At 63.6% G+C, this 16,539-nt stretch carries 10 protein-coding genes and 1 pseudogene; 8 read left to right on the top strand and 3 right to left on the bottom strand.

The annotated features are described in order from the left end of the window. Positions 1-15: 15 nt before the first annotated feature. The 8 genes and pseudogenes from BUA36_RS31675 to BUA36_RS05215 all read left to right on the top strand — a co-directional run. A pseudogene (locus tag BUA36_RS31675) lies at positions 16-1,533 on the top strand (non-ribosomal peptide synthetase); the annotation flags it as partial. A 96-nt stretch (positions 1,534-1,629) separates the two neighbouring features. Then, complete coding sequence (locus BUA36_RS31670; protein WP_443093065.1) at positions 1,630-3,468, top strand: thioesterase domain-containing protein; 1,839 nt, start codon at positions 1,630-1,632, stop codon at positions 3,466-3,468. A 16-nt stretch (positions 3,469-3,484) separates the two neighbouring features. Then, entirely contained in the window at positions 3,485-4,435 is a 951-nt protein-coding gene (locus BUA36_RS05240; RefSeq protein WP_072782576.1) for a TauD/TfdA family dioxygenase, read from the top strand. A gap of 28 nt (positions 4,436-4,463) precedes the next feature. After that, positions 4,464-5,381 (top strand): TauD/TfdA family dioxygenase, encoded by a 918-nt coding sequence (locus BUA36_RS05235; protein WP_072781991.1) that lies wholly within the window; start codon positions 4,464-4,466, stop codon positions 5,379-5,381. A 57-nt stretch (positions 5,382-5,438) separates the two neighbouring features. After that, the gene (locus BUA36_RS05230; RefSeq protein ID WP_139260355.1) at positions 5,439-6,590 is read left to right on the top strand and encodes a hypothetical protein; all 1,152 of its coding nucleotides are present in this window, start codon (positions 5,439-5,441) and stop codon (positions 6,588-6,590) included. A gap of 2 nt (positions 6,591-6,592) precedes the next feature. Further along, on the top strand, positions 6,593-7,993 hold the full coding sequence (locus BUA36_RS05225; RefSeq protein ID WP_139260354.1) for an alpha/beta hydrolase family protein: 1,401 nt from the start codon (positions 6,593-6,595) through the stop codon (positions 7,991-7,993). Positions 7,994-7,998: 5 nt separating this feature from the next. Continuing rightward, positions 7,999-8,991, top strand: coding sequence for an isopenicillin N synthase family dioxygenase (locus tag BUA36_RS05220; protein ID WP_139260353.1), 993 nt, complete (start codon positions 7,999-8,001; stop codon positions 8,989-8,991). 14 nt (positions 8,992-9,005) lie between these two features. Beyond that, positions 9,006-9,746 carry an SDR family NAD(P)-dependent oxidoreductase gene (locus BUA36_RS05215; protein WP_072781981.1) on the top strand — a complete coding sequence of 247 codons (741 nt, stop codon included), beginning with the start codon at positions 9,006-9,008 and terminating at the stop codon, positions 9,744-9,746. A 31-nt stretch (positions 9,747-9,777) separates the two neighbouring features. Here the strand turns inward: BUA36_RS05215 and BUA36_RS05210 are convergent, their stop codons facing one another. The 3 genes from BUA36_RS05210 to BUA36_RS05200 form a co-directional block, all read right to left on the bottom strand. Continuing rightward, positions 9,778-12,672 carry a patatin-like phospholipase family protein gene (locus tag BUA36_RS05210; RefSeq protein WP_072781979.1) on the bottom strand — a complete coding sequence of 965 codons (2,895 nt, stop codon included), beginning with the start codon at positions 12,670-12,672 and terminating at the stop codon, positions 9,778-9,780. A gap of 164 nt (positions 12,673-12,836) precedes the next feature. Next, positions 12,837-13,412, bottom strand: a complete 576-nt coding sequence (locus tag BUA36_RS05205; RefSeq protein WP_229255609.1) for a cohesin domain-containing protein — start codon at positions 13,410-13,412, stop codon at positions 12,837-12,839. A gap of 79 nt (positions 13,413-13,491) precedes the next feature. Next, the gene (locus tag BUA36_RS05200) at positions 13,492-16,404 is read right to left on the bottom strand and encodes a M12 family metallo-peptidase (RefSeq protein ID WP_072781974.1); all 2,913 of its coding nucleotides are present in this window, start codon (positions 16,402-16,404) and stop codon (positions 13,492-13,494) included. Between the last annotated feature and the right edge of the window lie 135 nt (positions 16,405-16,539).

Here is a 16,539-nt window from a genome sequence, read left to right as displayed (position 1 = left end):
GCGGAACGTAGCCTGGTGCTGGACAGCTTCAACCAGAGCGCTATCCCGCCAGCGCAAGCCGGCCTGATTCATGCACTGTTCGAACAGCAGGCTGCGGCCCAGCCCAAAACTACTGCGATTGTGTTTGAGGGGCAGCAACTGAGCTACCGCGAGCTGAACGAACGTGCCAATCAGCTGGCCCATCACTTACGCGAACTGGGCGTGGGGCCGGATGCGCGCGTCGCGATTTGTGCTGAACGTAGCCTGGACATGGTGATTGCCCTGTTCGCCACGCTGAAAGCGGGCGGCGCCTATGTGCCGCTGGACCCGGTCTATCCGGACGAGCGTCTGGCGCACATGCTGCAGGATAGCGCCCCGGTGGCCGTGCTCACGCAAGCGGCGCTGCGTGCGCGGCTGGACCTGCCAGGCGGCAGCGCCTGCCTGGTGCTGGATGCAGCGTCCTGGGAACAATCGGCCTGGGGCAACGGGCCAAGGCACAATCCCGACGCCAGCCAGATCGGCCTGTCGGGCGAACACCTGGCCTACATGATCTATACCTCGGGTTCAACCGGCACGCCCAAAGGCGTGATGGTGGAGCATCGCAACGTGCTGACCTTCCTGCATGGGCTGGAAGCATGCATCCATGGTGTGCAGCCAGATTGCCGCCGCGTGGCGTGGAATTCGTCGTTCGGTTTCGATATGGCGGTCAAGGCCTGGGGCCAGCTGGCCCGGGGGCGGACGGTTTACCTGATCCCGGAAATCACGCGTCTCAGCGGCGAAGCCTTGCTCGGGTTTATCGAGGAACACCGTATCGAGGCGCTGGAGTGCACGCCGTCGCACCTGCGCATGCTGCAGAACGCCGGTTTCCTCAAGGGCCGCGCGCGCACGCTGCGCAAGTTGCTGCTGGGTGGTGAAGCGATCGATACGGTCACGTGGAATGAGCTGGCGGCGGTGGAAGACACGCTGTTCTTCAATATGTACGGTCCGACAGAATGCAGCGTTGACGCCAGTTGCGGTCTGATTGACGGACGTACGCCGAATATCGGCCAGGTCATGCCTGGCGCACGCATCTACCTGCTGGACGAAGCGCGGCAGCCGGTACCGATCGGCGTCGCTGGTGAGCTCCATATCGGCGGCGCTGGTGTGGCGCGCGGCTATCTCAACCGCGAAGAACTCACAGCCGAGCGTTTTGTGGACGATCCGTTCGCCGCCGGCGCCCACGCACGCATGTACAAAACGGGCGATCTGGGCCGTTGGCGTGCCGACGGCAGCATCGAATACCTGGGCCGTAATGATTTCCAGGTCAAGCTGCGCGGTTTCCGCATCGAGCTCGGCGAGATCGAGGCCCAATTGAGCCGCCTGGACGGTGTGCGCGGGGCTGCCGTCATCGCGCGCGAAGACCAGCCTGGCGACAAGCGCCTGGTGGCCTACATCGTTGCGGCGCCGCATGCGGCTGCGCCCGACCCGGCACAACTGCGGGCGCAACTGAGCAGCACGCTGCCCGATTACATGCTGCCGTCCGCCATTGTGACGCTGGAGGCCTTGCCGTTGACGCCCAATGGCAAGCTCGACCGCAAAGCATTGCCGGCGCCCGAAGGGCAGGGCCTGGCGCAGCAGAGTTACGAGGCACCCGAAGGTGAGATCGAGCAGATGATCGCGGCCTTGTGGTCGGAACTGCTGGGTGTCGAGCGCGTTGGCCGCCACGATAACTTCTACGACCTGGGCGGTTATTCGCTGATGGTGTTCGAGGTCATCGAAGGACTGAAGCAGAAGGGCTTCCAGGTGACGCTGCAAGACATCCTGCTGGCGCAGAAACTCAGCGAACTGGCGCAATTGTTGACCGCCCACCATGGCGGCGCCCAGACGTCCGACCAATGGGTCACGATCCGCCGTGGCGGCCAGCGCCAGCCGCTGATCTTTATCCATGAGCCCAGCGGCGAGGTGCTGTCTTATGAACGCCTGGCGCGGCATATCGACGATGAGGTCGGGCTGTATGGCATCCGTGCGGACCGCAGCACGGTAGCGGCCGGCAGCAGCTATGAACAGATCGCCCAGCGCTATGCGCAGATCATCCGCGAAGCGCTGCCAGGCGGGCCTTACCGTTTGGCCGGCTGGTCGGCGGGCGGTGTGTTGGCGTACGAGGTTGCGCGCCAGCTCATGGCGCAGGACCAGACGGTGGAGTTTGTCGGCCTCATCGACAGCTGGCATCGCGGCACGGACCACGGTATCACCCGCGAAATCGACCTCAACGACAAGAAAATGCTGCTGGTGTCTTACATCGAATACCAGGGCTACAAGCTGGGCGATACCGAAGTGGCCAAGCTCATGGCGGCAGCCGACCTGCCGGCGGCACTGGATTGTGCCAAGCAGCACGGCTGGCTGAGCCAGGGTCTGGCGGTGGACGAGTTCGATGCAAGGGTGGAACTTGCGTTCAATCTGCGCGTGGCTGCGCACCACTATGCGGCACAGCCGCTCGCTGTACCGGTGCACCTGTTCACGGCGCAGCCGGACCAGCCGTCCGATCCGGCCAATGGCTGGCGCCAGGTGGCAGGCGCGCGGCTACAGGTCCACCCCATCGGCGGCAACCACTGGAGTCTGATGATGGACCCGGTACGCGCCGGGCACTTGGGCAGCGCCATCGCATCCGTGCTGGCCAGCATCGATGGCACGGCGGCGCGCGCAGAAGCCGCCCACCACCCCGCAGCAGTCGTCATCAGCAGCGGCGACGGGCATGGGACCAAGGTATTTTGCATACCGGGCGCCGGCGCCAACGCCACGTCGTTCCTGGATCTGAGCGCCAGCCTGGCGCACGGCGCCACCTATATCGGCCTCGAGGCGGAAGGCTTGCTGGGCCTGGCCAGCACGGTGCAGGCCGCCGCGCGACATTACGTGGAAGCGATCAGGACCGTACAGCCTGCCGGACCGTACTACCTGGCCGGCCATTCCTTCGGCGGCTGGATCGCGCTGGAAGTGGCGCGGCAACTGATCCAGGCCGCTCAAGTGGTGGCGCCGGTCGTGGTGATCGATAGCGAAGCGCCGCGCGCGCAAGGACACAGGGCGCGCAGCGAAGCGATGGCCGAGTACATCTATCTGGTCGAGCTGGCCGGCGACACCAGCCTCGGCATTTCCGACGGCGATCTGGCACGGCGCGACGAAGCGGGGCAAATCAGGCTGGTGTTCGAACGCATGAAGAAAGCCGGCCTGCTGCCCGTGAAAGCCAGGATCACCGCGCTCCAGACCGTCATTGAAACGTTCTTACGGCAGTGCACGATCGGCTATCTGCATGAACAACCCTTCGGCGGCAGCCTGCTGCTGTTGCTGGCTACGCCGGAGCAGGGCGGCAACGCGGTGGACCTCAGCGCGTGGCGCCGCGCCGAGCCGGGGCTGCGGGTGGTCAAGATCGACGGCAGCGACCATCTGTCGATCCTGAAAGCGCCGTATGCCGGCCTGGCGGCCAAAGAAATTCTCAAGCAGTGGTATCTGGGTTAATCGGGGAATGCACATCATGGACAATATCTGCGACACCGCGCCACTGGAAGTGAGCAGCACCAGCGGCTTCCCTTACCTGATCGAAGCCAGCCCGGAGGCGGACGGCTACGCGTGGTTTGAAGCGTCGGCGCCGGACCTGCTCAGGCTGCTACGCAACACGGGCGCGCTGCTGTTTCGCGGCTTTCCGCTGCACGGCGCAGAGGATTTCAGGCGCGTGGTGGGCGCCATTGCGCCCCAGCTGCGCGGCTATGCGGGCGGCACCTCGCCAAGAAGCCAGGTGGCCGAGGGCGTGTATACCTCGACCGAGTATCCGCAGCATCTGGAGATCCCGCTGCACAACGAGATGTCCTATAGCTGCCAGTGGCCGGAGCTGCTGTTCTTCTTTTGCGCCACGGCGCCGGCCATCGATGGCGAAACGCCGATTGCCGACTCCCGGGCCATCCTGAAGCGCATGCCGCCCGGGATCGTCGAGGAATTCGCACGCCGCCAGCTCATGTATGTGCGCAACTTGGCGTCGGCCGAATCGCGCTACAACTCGTGGACCAAGGCGTTTGAAACCACCGACAAGGCCAGGGTGGAAGCCTATTGCCGCGACATGGACATTGGCTACGCCTGGCAGGCCAATGGCGGTTTGCGGATCCAGGAGATCCGGCCGGCCTTGCAGACCCACCCGGTCACTGGTGAACGCGTCTGGTTCAACCAGGTTCATCTCTGGCATGCCTCCAACACCCCTATGGCCAGCAGCGTCACCGCGCACATTGAAGCCGGACTACCGATGGCGGCGTATTACGGCGACGGCGGCAGGATCAGCAATGACACCCTGGCGGCGGTACGGCAAGTGCTGCAGGCCGAAAAAAGACTGTTCCGCTGGCAGCAGGGCGACCTGCTGATGGTGGACAACGTATTGGCAGCGCATGGCCGCATGCCGTTTGACGGACCACGCAAGATCCTGGTGGCGATGTCTTGAAGCGATCAACTTTACACGAAGGGAAATCATGAATATCTCAGGTACGCAAGGCGAGTCGCTCTCGCAATGGATTCAACGCCACCGCAGCGATATCGATGCGGCGCTGTGGTCAGACGGCTATGTGCTGTTCCGTGGCTTTGAGGTGGGCGGGCTGGAAGGGTTCGAAAACAGCGCCGCAGTGGCATGCGACATGCTGTACAAGCATTACGGCGATCTGCCGCTGGCGAGCGCCAGCGACAATGTGTATTTCGCCACGCCATATCCCAAGCACCTGGAAATCCAGTTCCACAACGAGGCCTCGCACACCCACACCTGGCCGTCGCGCCAGCTGTTTTACTGCCTGGAGCCGGCCCCGGAAGGCGGCGAGTGGACCTTGTCGGACGGCCGCAAGGTGCTGGCCGCACTGCCGCCGGAGATGCTTAGCGAGTTCCGCGCCAAGGGCCTGGTCTACCGCCGGCGCTTTATTCGCGGCCTGGATGCCTCATGGCAGCAGTTCTTCAAGGTGGATACGCTGGAACAGCTGCGTGACAAGATCGCTCCCACCGGTCACGAGATCGATGCGCCGTCCGAAAACGATGTGACCGTTTCGTTCCGCACCCACGCCGTGCTGCAGGTGCCGGAACGCGGCACCGAGGCCTGGTTCAACCAGATCCTGCTGCACCATCCGGCCGCCTTGCCGCAGGAAGTCGATGCGCTGCTGTGCAAGCATTTTTCGCGCGATAAATTCCCCCGCACGGTGTTCTTTGGCGACGGCAGCGAGATTCCGGCCGAATGGGTCAAGACTATCGATAGCGTACTGAACCAGTGCTCGACCCGCATTCCGACCCAGGCCAATGACGTGCTGCTGGTGAATAACCTGCTGCTGGCGCACGGCCGCAGGCCGTATTCCGGTAACCGCCAGATCCGCGTCGCGCTCGGCGATATGCGCGCCCATGCGACGGCCTGAACGCGCATCGCTTCCACCCAATTGATGGAGAACAGGATGATAGAACGGCAGCATGTTGTGAACGAATTTTTCCCGGAAGCCGACGCCATGCGCGAGGCTTACGATCTCAAGGTCAAGGATCCCTATAAACAGACCGTGAGCTGGCAGTACTTCTGCGCGCCGCAGATGTACACCTATCTGCGCACGGTGCCGCAACAGATGTTTCCCGAGCCGCTGTTCGGCCGCTTCATGCAGCACATGAAGCAGTGGTGCATCGACCACCTGGGGCTGGTGCCGATGGGCGTGCCCAATCTGCACCTGATGATTAACGGCTGCACGCTGGGACTGCACAGCGATTTCCACAACGGCACCTGGGGCTTTGTCTATTCGCTTACGCGCTGGCAAAGCCGCAAATTTTCCGGCGGCGAGACGCTGATCATGCGTGATGGCGTGCCCAGCTACAAAAAGCACCATGTGCAGGGCGAGTCGCTGTACGAGCTGGTACCGGCGCAGTTCAACCAGCTGCTGCTGTTTGACGACCGCATCGTGCACGGCACCCAGACCATCGAGGGCAGCATGGACCCGATCGAGGGGCGGATTGCGCTGGTGGGCCATCTGCGGCCGACTTCACCGATCGTCAAGGGCGCGCTCGATCCGGCGGGTGCGCGCAAGGTGATCCTGGACTTCCATCGCCAGCTGGCGGAGCAGATCACGGCATACAAGGAGGTGCAGGGCACGCTGACGTTCCGGCTGGCCATCGCCGCATCCGGCGAGGTGGAATCGGTGACCATCCTGACCAATAATCTGGTGACGCCGGCCACCGGCTACGCGCCATCGGCGGAGGTGGAGCAGGTCAGAAACCTCATCCAGCGCGCTGCGGCGGCACTGCGCTTCCCGGCTGCCAACGGAAAATCAACCGTGACGGCGCCGGTGCTGGTGCCGCTGCCCGATCTCAAGGCCATCGAGATCGTGGTGCCGCATGCCAACCGTCCCGCCCGGCTGCAGGAGGTGCTCAAAGCCCAGCTCAAGGACATCGAGGCGCAGGGTTTCCAGATCGAGCATGCGGGCGACGAGTTTGCGGTGCGCGAGCCGCTGGCCGGCAGCATCAGGATCGAATCCAACCGGATCGCGGCAACCTTCGATCCGCCGATGTGGGTGCCGTCGCAGCGCGATCATTTCCAGGTGAACTTGAAGGAAAGCCTGGGCATGCTGGCAAGGATAGGCGGGTGAGCGTGATCGACTTTCTCCTGGTCGGCGGCACCGTGCTGTTTTCGCTGGCATCGCTGGTGTCGCGGCGATCGCGCGCGCCGCGCGCCATCGGCATGCTGTCGCTGCTGGCTGCGGGCTGCCTGCTGCAGGTGCTGCTGGAGGGCTGGTACTGGCAGTTCACGCCGGTCTACCTGCTCATCCTGCTCGGCTTGCTGCGCGCCGTGCTGCAGGACGGGCCACGGTGGCGCATGGTTGCCGCGCGTACCGGACAGGCGGGCGCCGTCTGTGCGCTGGGCATGAGCTGGGTGTTCCTGCCGGTACCAGACCTGCCGGCGCCAAGCGGGCCGTACGCCGTTGGCACCGAGGTATTCCGCTGGGTCGATGCGACACGCCCGGAACCGGCCACCGATGCGCCGCAGGACAGGCGCAACATCATCGTCCAGGCCTGGTATCCGGCGCCGCGCGGCGCCGTCGGGGAACATGCGGTCTACCTGGACGGGCTCGGGCATTTGCCGCGGTTTGTGTCGGGCGTGCCGAGCATGGTCATGACGCGATACGACCGCATCAATACGCATGGCTTGCTGGCGGCGCCGCTGTCGGACGACCGCGCCAAATGGCCGGTGGTGCTGTTTTCGCCGGGCTACGGCGCCTCACGATCGTTCTACACCAGTCTGCTGAGCGACCTGGCCAGCCGGGGCTTTGTGGTGCTGGCGATCGATCATCCGTTTGAGGCGGCAGTGACGACGCTGGCCGATGGCTATATCGCCACGCCGGTCGAGCGCTTCGCCGCCAATGACCCGTACCGGCTGGCCTATATGAGCGAGCATCTGGACATCCGTACGGCGGACATGGACGCCGTGCTCGACCAGTTGGCCCGCAAGGAGCGCTGGGGCGCGCTGTCCGGCCGCATGGACCTTGACCGTATCGCCGCGATCGGCCATTCCTTTGGCGGCGCGACGGCGGTGGCTGTGATGGCCAGGGATAGTCGGGTCAAGGCGGCGGCGAACATCGACGGCACCCTGTACGGGACGCTGGCCGAGCGCCACCTGGGGCGGCCTTTCCTGCTGGTCGAAAGCGACCATGGCGAGACCGGCCATTCGGAGATGTACCAGCGCGGCAACCAGCGCCTGATCGCCAACCTGCGGGACCAGGGCTTCCGCTACCAGATCGCCCGCGCCAACCACTACAGCTTTACCGACGCGCCCCTGATGTTCTCGCCGCCGGCGCGCTGGCTGCTGGCGCAGCTGGTGGGCGGGTCGCGCGGCCCGACGGAGACGCTGCACGCCACCAACGACATCGTGGCGGCTTTTCTGCAGGGGCCATTGACGGGCAGGCCGGCAGATATCGAGCGCGCAGCCAGGCGCTACCAGAACATCCAGGGCGGGCCGGTCCAGGGCAACGCCATGACTTTAACGAGGAGGTAAGTGCTGTGACTATTCATTCCTTCCCAGTATTCAATTATGAAGACATGGTGAACGGCGCCATCACGCCCGACCATGTGTTTGACACCTTGCGCAAGCACGGCTACTTCTACCTCACGCGGCTGGAACAGGTGGTGCCGCCACGGCTGTTCAAGTCGCTGCACGAGAAAGCGCGCCATTTCTTTGCCTCGCCGCTGGAGCAGAAGATGGCGTACTACATCGGCGCCTCGCCCAACCACCGCGGCTATGTGCCGGTCACGGAAAAGGGCGCCTACAGCGACGAAAAGATCCGCGCCTACGAAGCCTTCGACATCGGCTATGACAGTGCCGAGGCGCCCGGGCGCGGATTCAAGCTCATCGGTCCGAACCGCTATCCAGGCCATGTCGATGGCATGGATGCGGCGCTGCAGGCGTATTACAACGCCAACCTGCGCATCGGCACCGAGCTGCTGCGGCTGATCGCGCGCGCGTCGCAGCTGGAAGACAGCCATTTCGACCGCTACATCACGCGCCCGGCCTCGCAGCTGCGCCTGATCCACTACCTGGAAAACGATGTGCTGGTGGGCCAGGACGACGCCAGCATGGGCGCCCATACCGACTACGAGGTGTTCACCATCATGCACCAGTCGGCGCCGGGCCTGCTGGCCTTCGACCAGGTCGGCCGCAGCTGGAAGAATATGCCGGTGTTCAAGAACACGCTGCTGGTGCTGGCAGGCGACATGCTGGAGTTCATGTCGGGCGGCCACATCAAGTCCCTGCTGCACCGGGTGGTGTCAACCGGGGAAGAGCGCTACAGCTTCCCGTTCTTCATGAACCTGGATTTCGACACCGAGCTGACCGTGCTGCCGGCGTGGGGCCGCAGCGACAAGAGCGTGGTGGTCGGCCACCATCTGCTGGGTCAGCTGTACCGCGACTTCCCCTACATCAAGGAGCGCGTCGACAGCGGCCAGTGGGTGCTGGATTTTGCGATCCCGAGCCATAACGAATACGAACAAATCTAATCCAGGAGGCAGCGATGCAAGGACTCAGCAACAAGAACGTGGTGGTGACAGGGGGCGCCAGCGGTATCGGCAAGGCAAGCGCCCAGCGCTTTGCCGAAGAGGGCGCCAAGGTCATCATTATCGACAGGAACGGCAAGGCGATCGACCAGACCATGACCGAGCTGCCTACGCTGGTGGCAGGGCTGGTGGCCGATGTGTCGGACCCGGATGCCGTGGCGCAGGCTTTCACGGCGATCGACCGCCATTTCCAGTCAATTGATGTGCTGATCAATAACGCCGGCATCAGCATTCGCCATGCCGGCATCCGCAGCATCGAACCGGCGCAATGGCGGCAGGTGATAGACACCAACCTGAATGGCATCTTCTACGTGGCCAGGGAAACGCTGGCGCGCATGCAGCAGGGCGTGATCCTGAATATGTCGTCGGTCAACGGGCTGGCGGCGTTTCCGCACTATGCCGACTACAACGCCTCCAAGGCGGCGGTGCTGGCGCTGACCCGGACCATGGCGGTCGAACTGGCGCCGGCGATCCGCGTCAACGCGCTGTGCCCGGGCGCGGTCATGACGCCGATGCAGCAGGCCGAATATACCGAGGAGATGTTTGCGGCGGTGAACGCGAATATCCCGCTGGGCCGCCATGCCGACCCGGCGGAAATCGCCGCTTTCTTCGCCTTCCTGGCGTCGGATGAGGCCCGGTTCATCACCGGCCACCATTACGTGATCGACGGCGGCGAGATCGCCAGGGCCTCGGCATAAATTAGCGTTACGCGTAACGCTAATTTACAAGTTACGGCAAGGCGGCTGTGACCGGAGCGTCGGGCGTGAACTCTTTCAGACAAGCGGACAAATCCACCTTGTTCGCCTGCTGCTCCAGCGCCAGGCGGGCGCTTTCGGACAGATACCAGCCGAGCGGAACCAGGTTGACGCTGCTTTCCTGATCCAGCGTGCACGGCTGGAGCTTGTTGGGATCTTTTTTATCGCTGTACCAAAGGGCGCTACCGGCCGGCTGACGGCCATGTGCGCCCACGCCGGAGACATGCAGCAAGGTGGCGGGCGGCCCGAATGCATCGGCATAGAAGGTCTGGCCCGGTGTTTTCAGCGGCTGCATCAACGCATTATCCCGGTCCTGGTGCGCCGGCGCTTCGTTTTTCAGACAGTCAGCCAGCGGCGCCAGCCGGCGTTTTTTTTCGCAATCGGCCACCGGCTGGCCATTGCGGATCAGGATCAGGCGGATCGGATTTGTTTTATAGCGCTCGCGGATGGTGGGCATCAGGTCCGCCAGCGCGGTTACGCCGCTATTGTCGTAGTAACCGCCGTCGGCCAGATGGCGAAAATCCTTCTTCCCAGGACCTTTTGCAACCGCCAGTGGGTTGATAAACGGGAAGCGCGCTGCGGCATGGGCTGCCGTCACCAGGCGCGGTTCGCCGTCCAGTTCCTCGATGATGTCGTTATTGGTGGGTATTTCGTACGGTTCCAGCTTGACGGTCGAAAAGGTGTTGCGGTTGCCCGTTTCGACGGCGGTGCTGTTCAGCATGAGTTCCGGCTCGCCGGGCCAGGCTGGGCTCAGTGGCTGCGCCATGGTGCGAAACGCCGCGATCCAGACGCGCTCAAAGGGCAGGGCGCGGCTGAGGTAAGCGCAGCCTGGCACATCGCACAGGCTGGTCGGGACGATACGCGCCAGCACATCCTCCATCATGAACGCTTCCAGCATGGGCGATAGCGGGTCCATCGTTGCAAAGCCTGTCTTGATGCACTCACTGACCGGCCTATCTTGCTGGCGCAGGCAGGCGCGGTAGGCTGCCGCCCCCAGGGCGCCGCCGGAGACACCGCTAACCACCAACAGCCGCTTGGCCACCTCCTGCTTCGGCGCCTCGTGCAGCTTGGCCAGCATCAGTGCAGTCCAGTAGGCACTGCGGATGCCGCCCCCCTCGGCGGCCACCACGTACAAGACCTTGGACGTGTCTTCCCGCTGGTGTAACTTGGTGGTCAGCAGGTCTCGCTTCACCTTCGCCGTCAGCATGGAAGCTGGCTCGCTATGGTGTTCTGCAAAACGTAGCCCGCCAAATAGCAATACCACCAGCAACAGGGTATAGCCAAGGAACAGCAGGCCGCCGCTGGCCGTCGGGCTGCTGAGCGTTTTCCGATGCGTATGTGTGAGCAACCACCATACCGCCGCCAGCAACCCGATGATGACGCCGCCCACCAGTGCCGGATATTCCTTGACTGAGTCCGATGCAGCGCCATGGGCTAGCAAGGAGAACTGGTGGTTGTTGGTCAGGTTGTACAGGCCCAGCACGCCTATCAGTATGAGCAGGAACAGGCCCCAAGGCACCGAGGTGCGCTGTTCGATCAGCGACAGTACCCCGGCCACGCCCAGCCACCAGGTCAGGCTCAGGCAGAGTTCCGCAAATGCTTGCGGCTGCAAGCCCGGCATCAGGCGCAACAGCAACAGCAGCGACAGCGCCACCAGCGGCAGCGCGGTCGGCGACAGCAGATCGGCCAACGGCTGGAAAACTGCGGGCACGCCACGTGGCAACCGCGACCGCTCCTCCAGCAGGTGGCCAATGCCCATCGCGTTGTAGTAGCTGGCCAGATTATCCTTGTGCAAGGACTGACGTATTTTGACGAACAACCAGCACAGCAGCACCACCAGCGCCACAAAAAAACTGAGCCAGCCGAGCACGTTGACGTTGTCCAGGCCCCGCATGCGCAACGACGCCAGTGCGTCGCCGGTGACGTAGCCAAGCAGAATCACCATCATCAACGCCGGCAGCAGGGCGAGGAAGCGTGCCCATTGCTGCGCGAAATAGCCCACCGAAGACGACACGGCGCCTGTGGTGAATTGCGGCAGGCTGATACGCTCGACCATGCACACCAGCCGCGTCCACAGGAAACAGGAGTAGGCGAACATGGCGCCTGCCAGCGCGTTGAGCACGATCACCGTCACCCGCACCGGCCACTTGATGTCACCGTCGACCATCGACAGCACCACATCGCGGCATTGGTCCATCACCAGCGTAAAGCCCGCAAACAGCGCCAGCGCGCCCAGCACGTAACGGCTGCGGCCAACGACGCCCATATAACCATGCCATTTTTCGCGGCGCAGCTGTACTACCGCGTCGCTGCAATGGAAGCCCAGCCACCAGGCCAGCATGTAGTACAGCGCGGGCAGTAGCGTGGCAAACAAAAACGGGAACTTGAGCTTATTAAACACGTCGGCATGCGCGCCGAAGTAATGCGGCACGGGGTAGCCCAGCTTGCTGAAGCCGGACAGATTCTCGGCCAGGTCGTCCAGGACCAGGAGCAACAGCAAGTACGGCGTTATCCGCCACAGTGCCCTTAGCAGCCAATTCCCCGGCGTAAAACGGATATGCAGGGCCGACGTGGCGCCATAGATGAGCAAGCTGTACAGGGGAATAAAGCAGAAGGTGTCGAGCAGCAGGTAATACGTGGGGCCGTTGTGGAAGACCGGCAGGAAATCCCAATAGATGATGGCCTGGCGGATGCCGCCCGCATTATCGGTATTGCTGGCCCAGCCCATGAAGTCTTCGATACCGTAACCGGCCGGCAGGCGCAAGGCTTGCTGCATGGAAAACAGCCACAGCGCGACGATTGTGGTCAGGCTCGCGATCCATGCCTTGCGGGTGGTGGCGAACGTGTGAATCCGGTTGCTGAACGACATGAGCAGTTTCCCAAAGAAGGTTGGCGATGCTGATGTTTGTAGGCCTAGTCCTACAAACAACTACTTTACGCTGTCTTTTTGAAAACTATCTCTCGAATTGTCACTTCAATAATTTTTAAAGCCAGAGACGCCGCCTGATGCAAGCGCCTCTGGCTGCCACTTCGCTAGCTGACCTGACGGCGGCGCAGCGCCGCCAGACCGATCAGGCCCACGCCCATCATCAGATAGGTTTGCGGTTCCGGCACGGCGCTGGTCACCAGCGTTTTTGTACCCAGTTGCGGCGTGATGTCGCCGTTGAGCGAGTTCACAAACGCCACATCGGCAAAGCTCAGCGTGCTGGTGCCGGCGCCGATGACATCGAAACGCAGATGCGCCAGTATGCCGCCGCCATTGGCGCCCGGCACCGGACCAAACCGGGTGCCGTACACATAGAACACCTGGCCCGGCGTACCGGACAGATCAGCCACGCCAAAGTCGGTGGCGCCGCCAGCCGCCCCCAGGAAGGCGCCTTCGCTGGCGCTGGACGCCCGCAGGTAGGCCGGATTGAACAGCAGCGAGAAATTGTAGCCATACAGGTCGCTGACACCGGAAATGGTGATGTCCAGATCGATGGTTGAACCGACCACGCCGCTCGACGGGGTGGCCACAATGCTCAGCACCGGATCGGCGGCGTAGGCCGACGGTGCGGCAAAGGCGGAAGCCAGCAGCGCGGCACCGGCCGCGTATTTCAGTTTATTCATACTCAACATGGTTATTCCTCAAGCTAGGATTCGGGATCGGCACCGCCACGGCATGGCGGCGCCGTTCAGGTGCTGCGGCTTAGATGTGGCAGCCGCCCGCAATGCGTTGCGACACCTGCGTCAGGTCGCGCGCGTCGATCACGCCATCCTGGTACAGGTCGGCACGCGCATCGTAGCCAGCCTGGCCGCTGCGTTTGCCCAGCGCGCCCTTGATGATGGCGTAGTCGTCGCAGCCGAGGCTGCCGTCACCATTGACGTCGCCCACCAGGCGGATCGTGAAGTTGGCATTGGAGACGTCGAAGAAGACGTTGCCTACCGCTTCCACCTTGATGCGCGCGGTAGTGCTGGCCACCAGTGGCAGCGTGACTGCCTTGCTGCCATTGTTGGCGGTGCTTTCCGCCAGCGTGTACGGATAGGTGTTGCCGCCGTCGACGGACAGGCTGATCTTGACGTTGGCAGTGCTGACCGGGGCAGCATTGGTGTTGGCCACGTTCCAGGTCACGGTCTGGGTCGAGCCCGCATCGAGCGACACCGCAGTGTTGGGCGAAGTGACCAGGAAGGGGCCGGCGCCCGCAGCCAGTACCAGACGGGTGCTGGCATTGCCGACACCACCACGGCCGTCACGCGCGGTCAGGCGGAAGTTCAGCGCCGCCGGATTGGCGTTGGCGCTGAAGCCCACATAGTCCGCCGTTGGCAGGTACTCCGAGAAGCACTCGATCTGGGCCGGGGTTGGCGTCGCCGAAGCGGCCGGGCAGGCACCGGTTTCAGCGTTGGTGTTGTTGGCCAGGATCTGCGCCAGGTCCGGGAACACGCGGGTCGGATTGGTGCTGACGTGGTTTTCACCCGGCGAACCATACTTGATGGTGTCGTCGGCGCTGACCACGGCGCGCACGCCAAACTGACGGAACAGCGGACCGTTGGTCTTGGTATTGCTGACCAGACCGGTACCTGCGCCGGCAGCGCGGTCGTTCTGTTCCCACAGATAGGTCAGCGTATCGCCTTCCGCATCCACGGCGCTGCCGGTCAGCGCGAACGGCGTACGCACCGGGATGACGTAGCTGGCGGCAACCGTCACCACGGGCGAGGTATTGCCCGTGAACGATAGCGCGCCGCGGCGGGTAGTCGGGCCACCGGCCGTGATTTCCCCGACATAGCCGGTGCAAGCACCACTGCAATCGGTGAGCTGCAGCGGCGCTACATTGGTGCCGAGCAGCGTGCCGCTGAAGGTGAAGGTCGCGGCATTGTTGCTCAGCGTGCTCACGGTGACGACGCCACCCGCAGGCCAGCCGCTGATGCCTTCAATCGCCGCCTTGAGGCCGGAGGTGGTGAAGTTGCTGCCGTTGATGATGGCGACCGACTTGTTGCCCTTGTAGCTCAGCTTGAACTGCTGGCCGCTGCCAAAGTTGGACAGCACCAGGTTCTGCACTTCGTTCAGATTGGTTTCGGCGCCTGCAGTGTAGGCGACGATTTCATCGAAGCTGCGCTGCGACCAATAGGCGTCGCTGTGGGTTTGCAGGTTGTCGCTGCCGCAAATGCCGGCATAGGCCATGATCGAGGAACCGCTGCCCGGTTCCACCGACGTACCCGCGTTGCGGTTGCTGCCCGAGCAACTGCCGACCACGCCGTTGAAGGTGTGGTTGCCGGCAAACTGGTGGCCCATTTCATGCGCCACGTAGTCAACTGCGTAAAAGTCGCCGACCGGGGTTGGAATGCCGGTGCAACCCTGCGCCTTGCCACTACCGCCCACCACGCCCAGACTGGCGATGCCGCCGCCGTCAAGGCCCAGCGCGATGTGGCCGATGTCAAAGTTGCCAGCGCCTGCCAGCAGGCCGGCGACTACGCGGTTGCGGGTCAGCGTCGCGCTGCCGCAGCTCGACACCTGGGAAGCGGTAAAGCACGCGGCGCCGCCGCAAGGACCGTTAGTGCCGGTCATTTGCGCGGCGGTGTCGAGGTTCAGCGCGTCGGTATTGTTGATCAGCACCAGGCGGATCGCGGTCTCGTCTTCATAGACCTGGGTCACGCGGTTGATCAGGCTGACCTTGGCAGCGGTGACGTTGGCCGAGCCGCCGAAGTAGGTAGCGTAGGACGGATCGGTGACCAGCGCCAGGCGGTAGGTACGCAGCTGGTTGCCGGACGCCGGTGCGGCCGCAACCTGGTCGTCCACCACGTGGTAGGCCACGGTGCTGGTGCTGCGGCCGTCGCTGGCGCTGACCTCGAAGGCGCCGGTATTGCGCGATGGGTCGGCCACCAGCGTGGTGTTGATCACGCCTTCGCTGTCGGCGTTGACCACCAGGCTCTGGCGGTTGCCACTGTCGCCTTCAGCACTGACCGAGACGGTGACGGCCGCCCCCGGCGTGAAGCCGGCACCGCGCACTTCGACCGCTTCGTCAGCGTGGTAGAAGCCTTTCGACAGCGCGACCTGGGCATCGGTCAATGGTGCCTCGCGCAGCGCGCCGTGCACGTTCGGCAAATCGCGGCTGTGATAGCTGTTGTAGACACTGTCGTCGAGCACCGCTTGCGGATCGACATACCAGGCGCCTTTGGGCGTACGCACCGAAGCGTGCAGGCCGAGCGGGGTGATGTCCATGCGCAGGCTGGCGTTAGGATCGTCGATGCCCTTGCCGGCATAGGTCTTGATTTCCGGGTGCCTGGCGGCCAGGCCAGCTTCCATGATCGGCGAATCGACGATGGCAAAACGCTGGTAGCCGCCATCCGGATGCGGCAGCGAAATGATCAGCGGCGTGATGGCGGCGTCGGCGCTACGCTCCAGTGGTGCGCTTCTGGCAAAGCCCTGCAAACCGGAGCGGTTCAGCTTGGCGGCGTGGAATTTGCGTGGACCGGAGGCGAGGGCGGTAGCCGCCTTGGTGCTCCTGCCGTCGCCGACGTCCTGCCAGAAGTCGCCCGTAGGCAGGGTCTGGACGGTAAGGTCTGGCGCGCTCACGGCGGCGGAGCCGGGGATGGCCCAGCCTGCAGCCATGAAGGCAAATAACATGCGTCCAGCGGTAGAGCGCAAAGTGGTCCCGGTCTTTTTGAGGCGGGGTGTCGACGGGTGGTCTGATCGTTTCATGCCTGCATTACCCTTTCGTCTGGTGGTTAGTCGAAAATCGGTCGTCCCTTCGTGGCGCAA

Origin of the sequence: Duganella sacchari (assembly GCF_900143065.1) — a bacterium.
Lineage (GTDB): Bacteria > Pseudomonadota > Gammaproteobacteria > Burkholderiales > Burkholderiaceae_D > Rugamonas > Rugamonas sacchari.
Note: the sequence above shows the minus strand (reverse complement) of the source record. Positions and strands in the feature narration are given on the sequence as shown.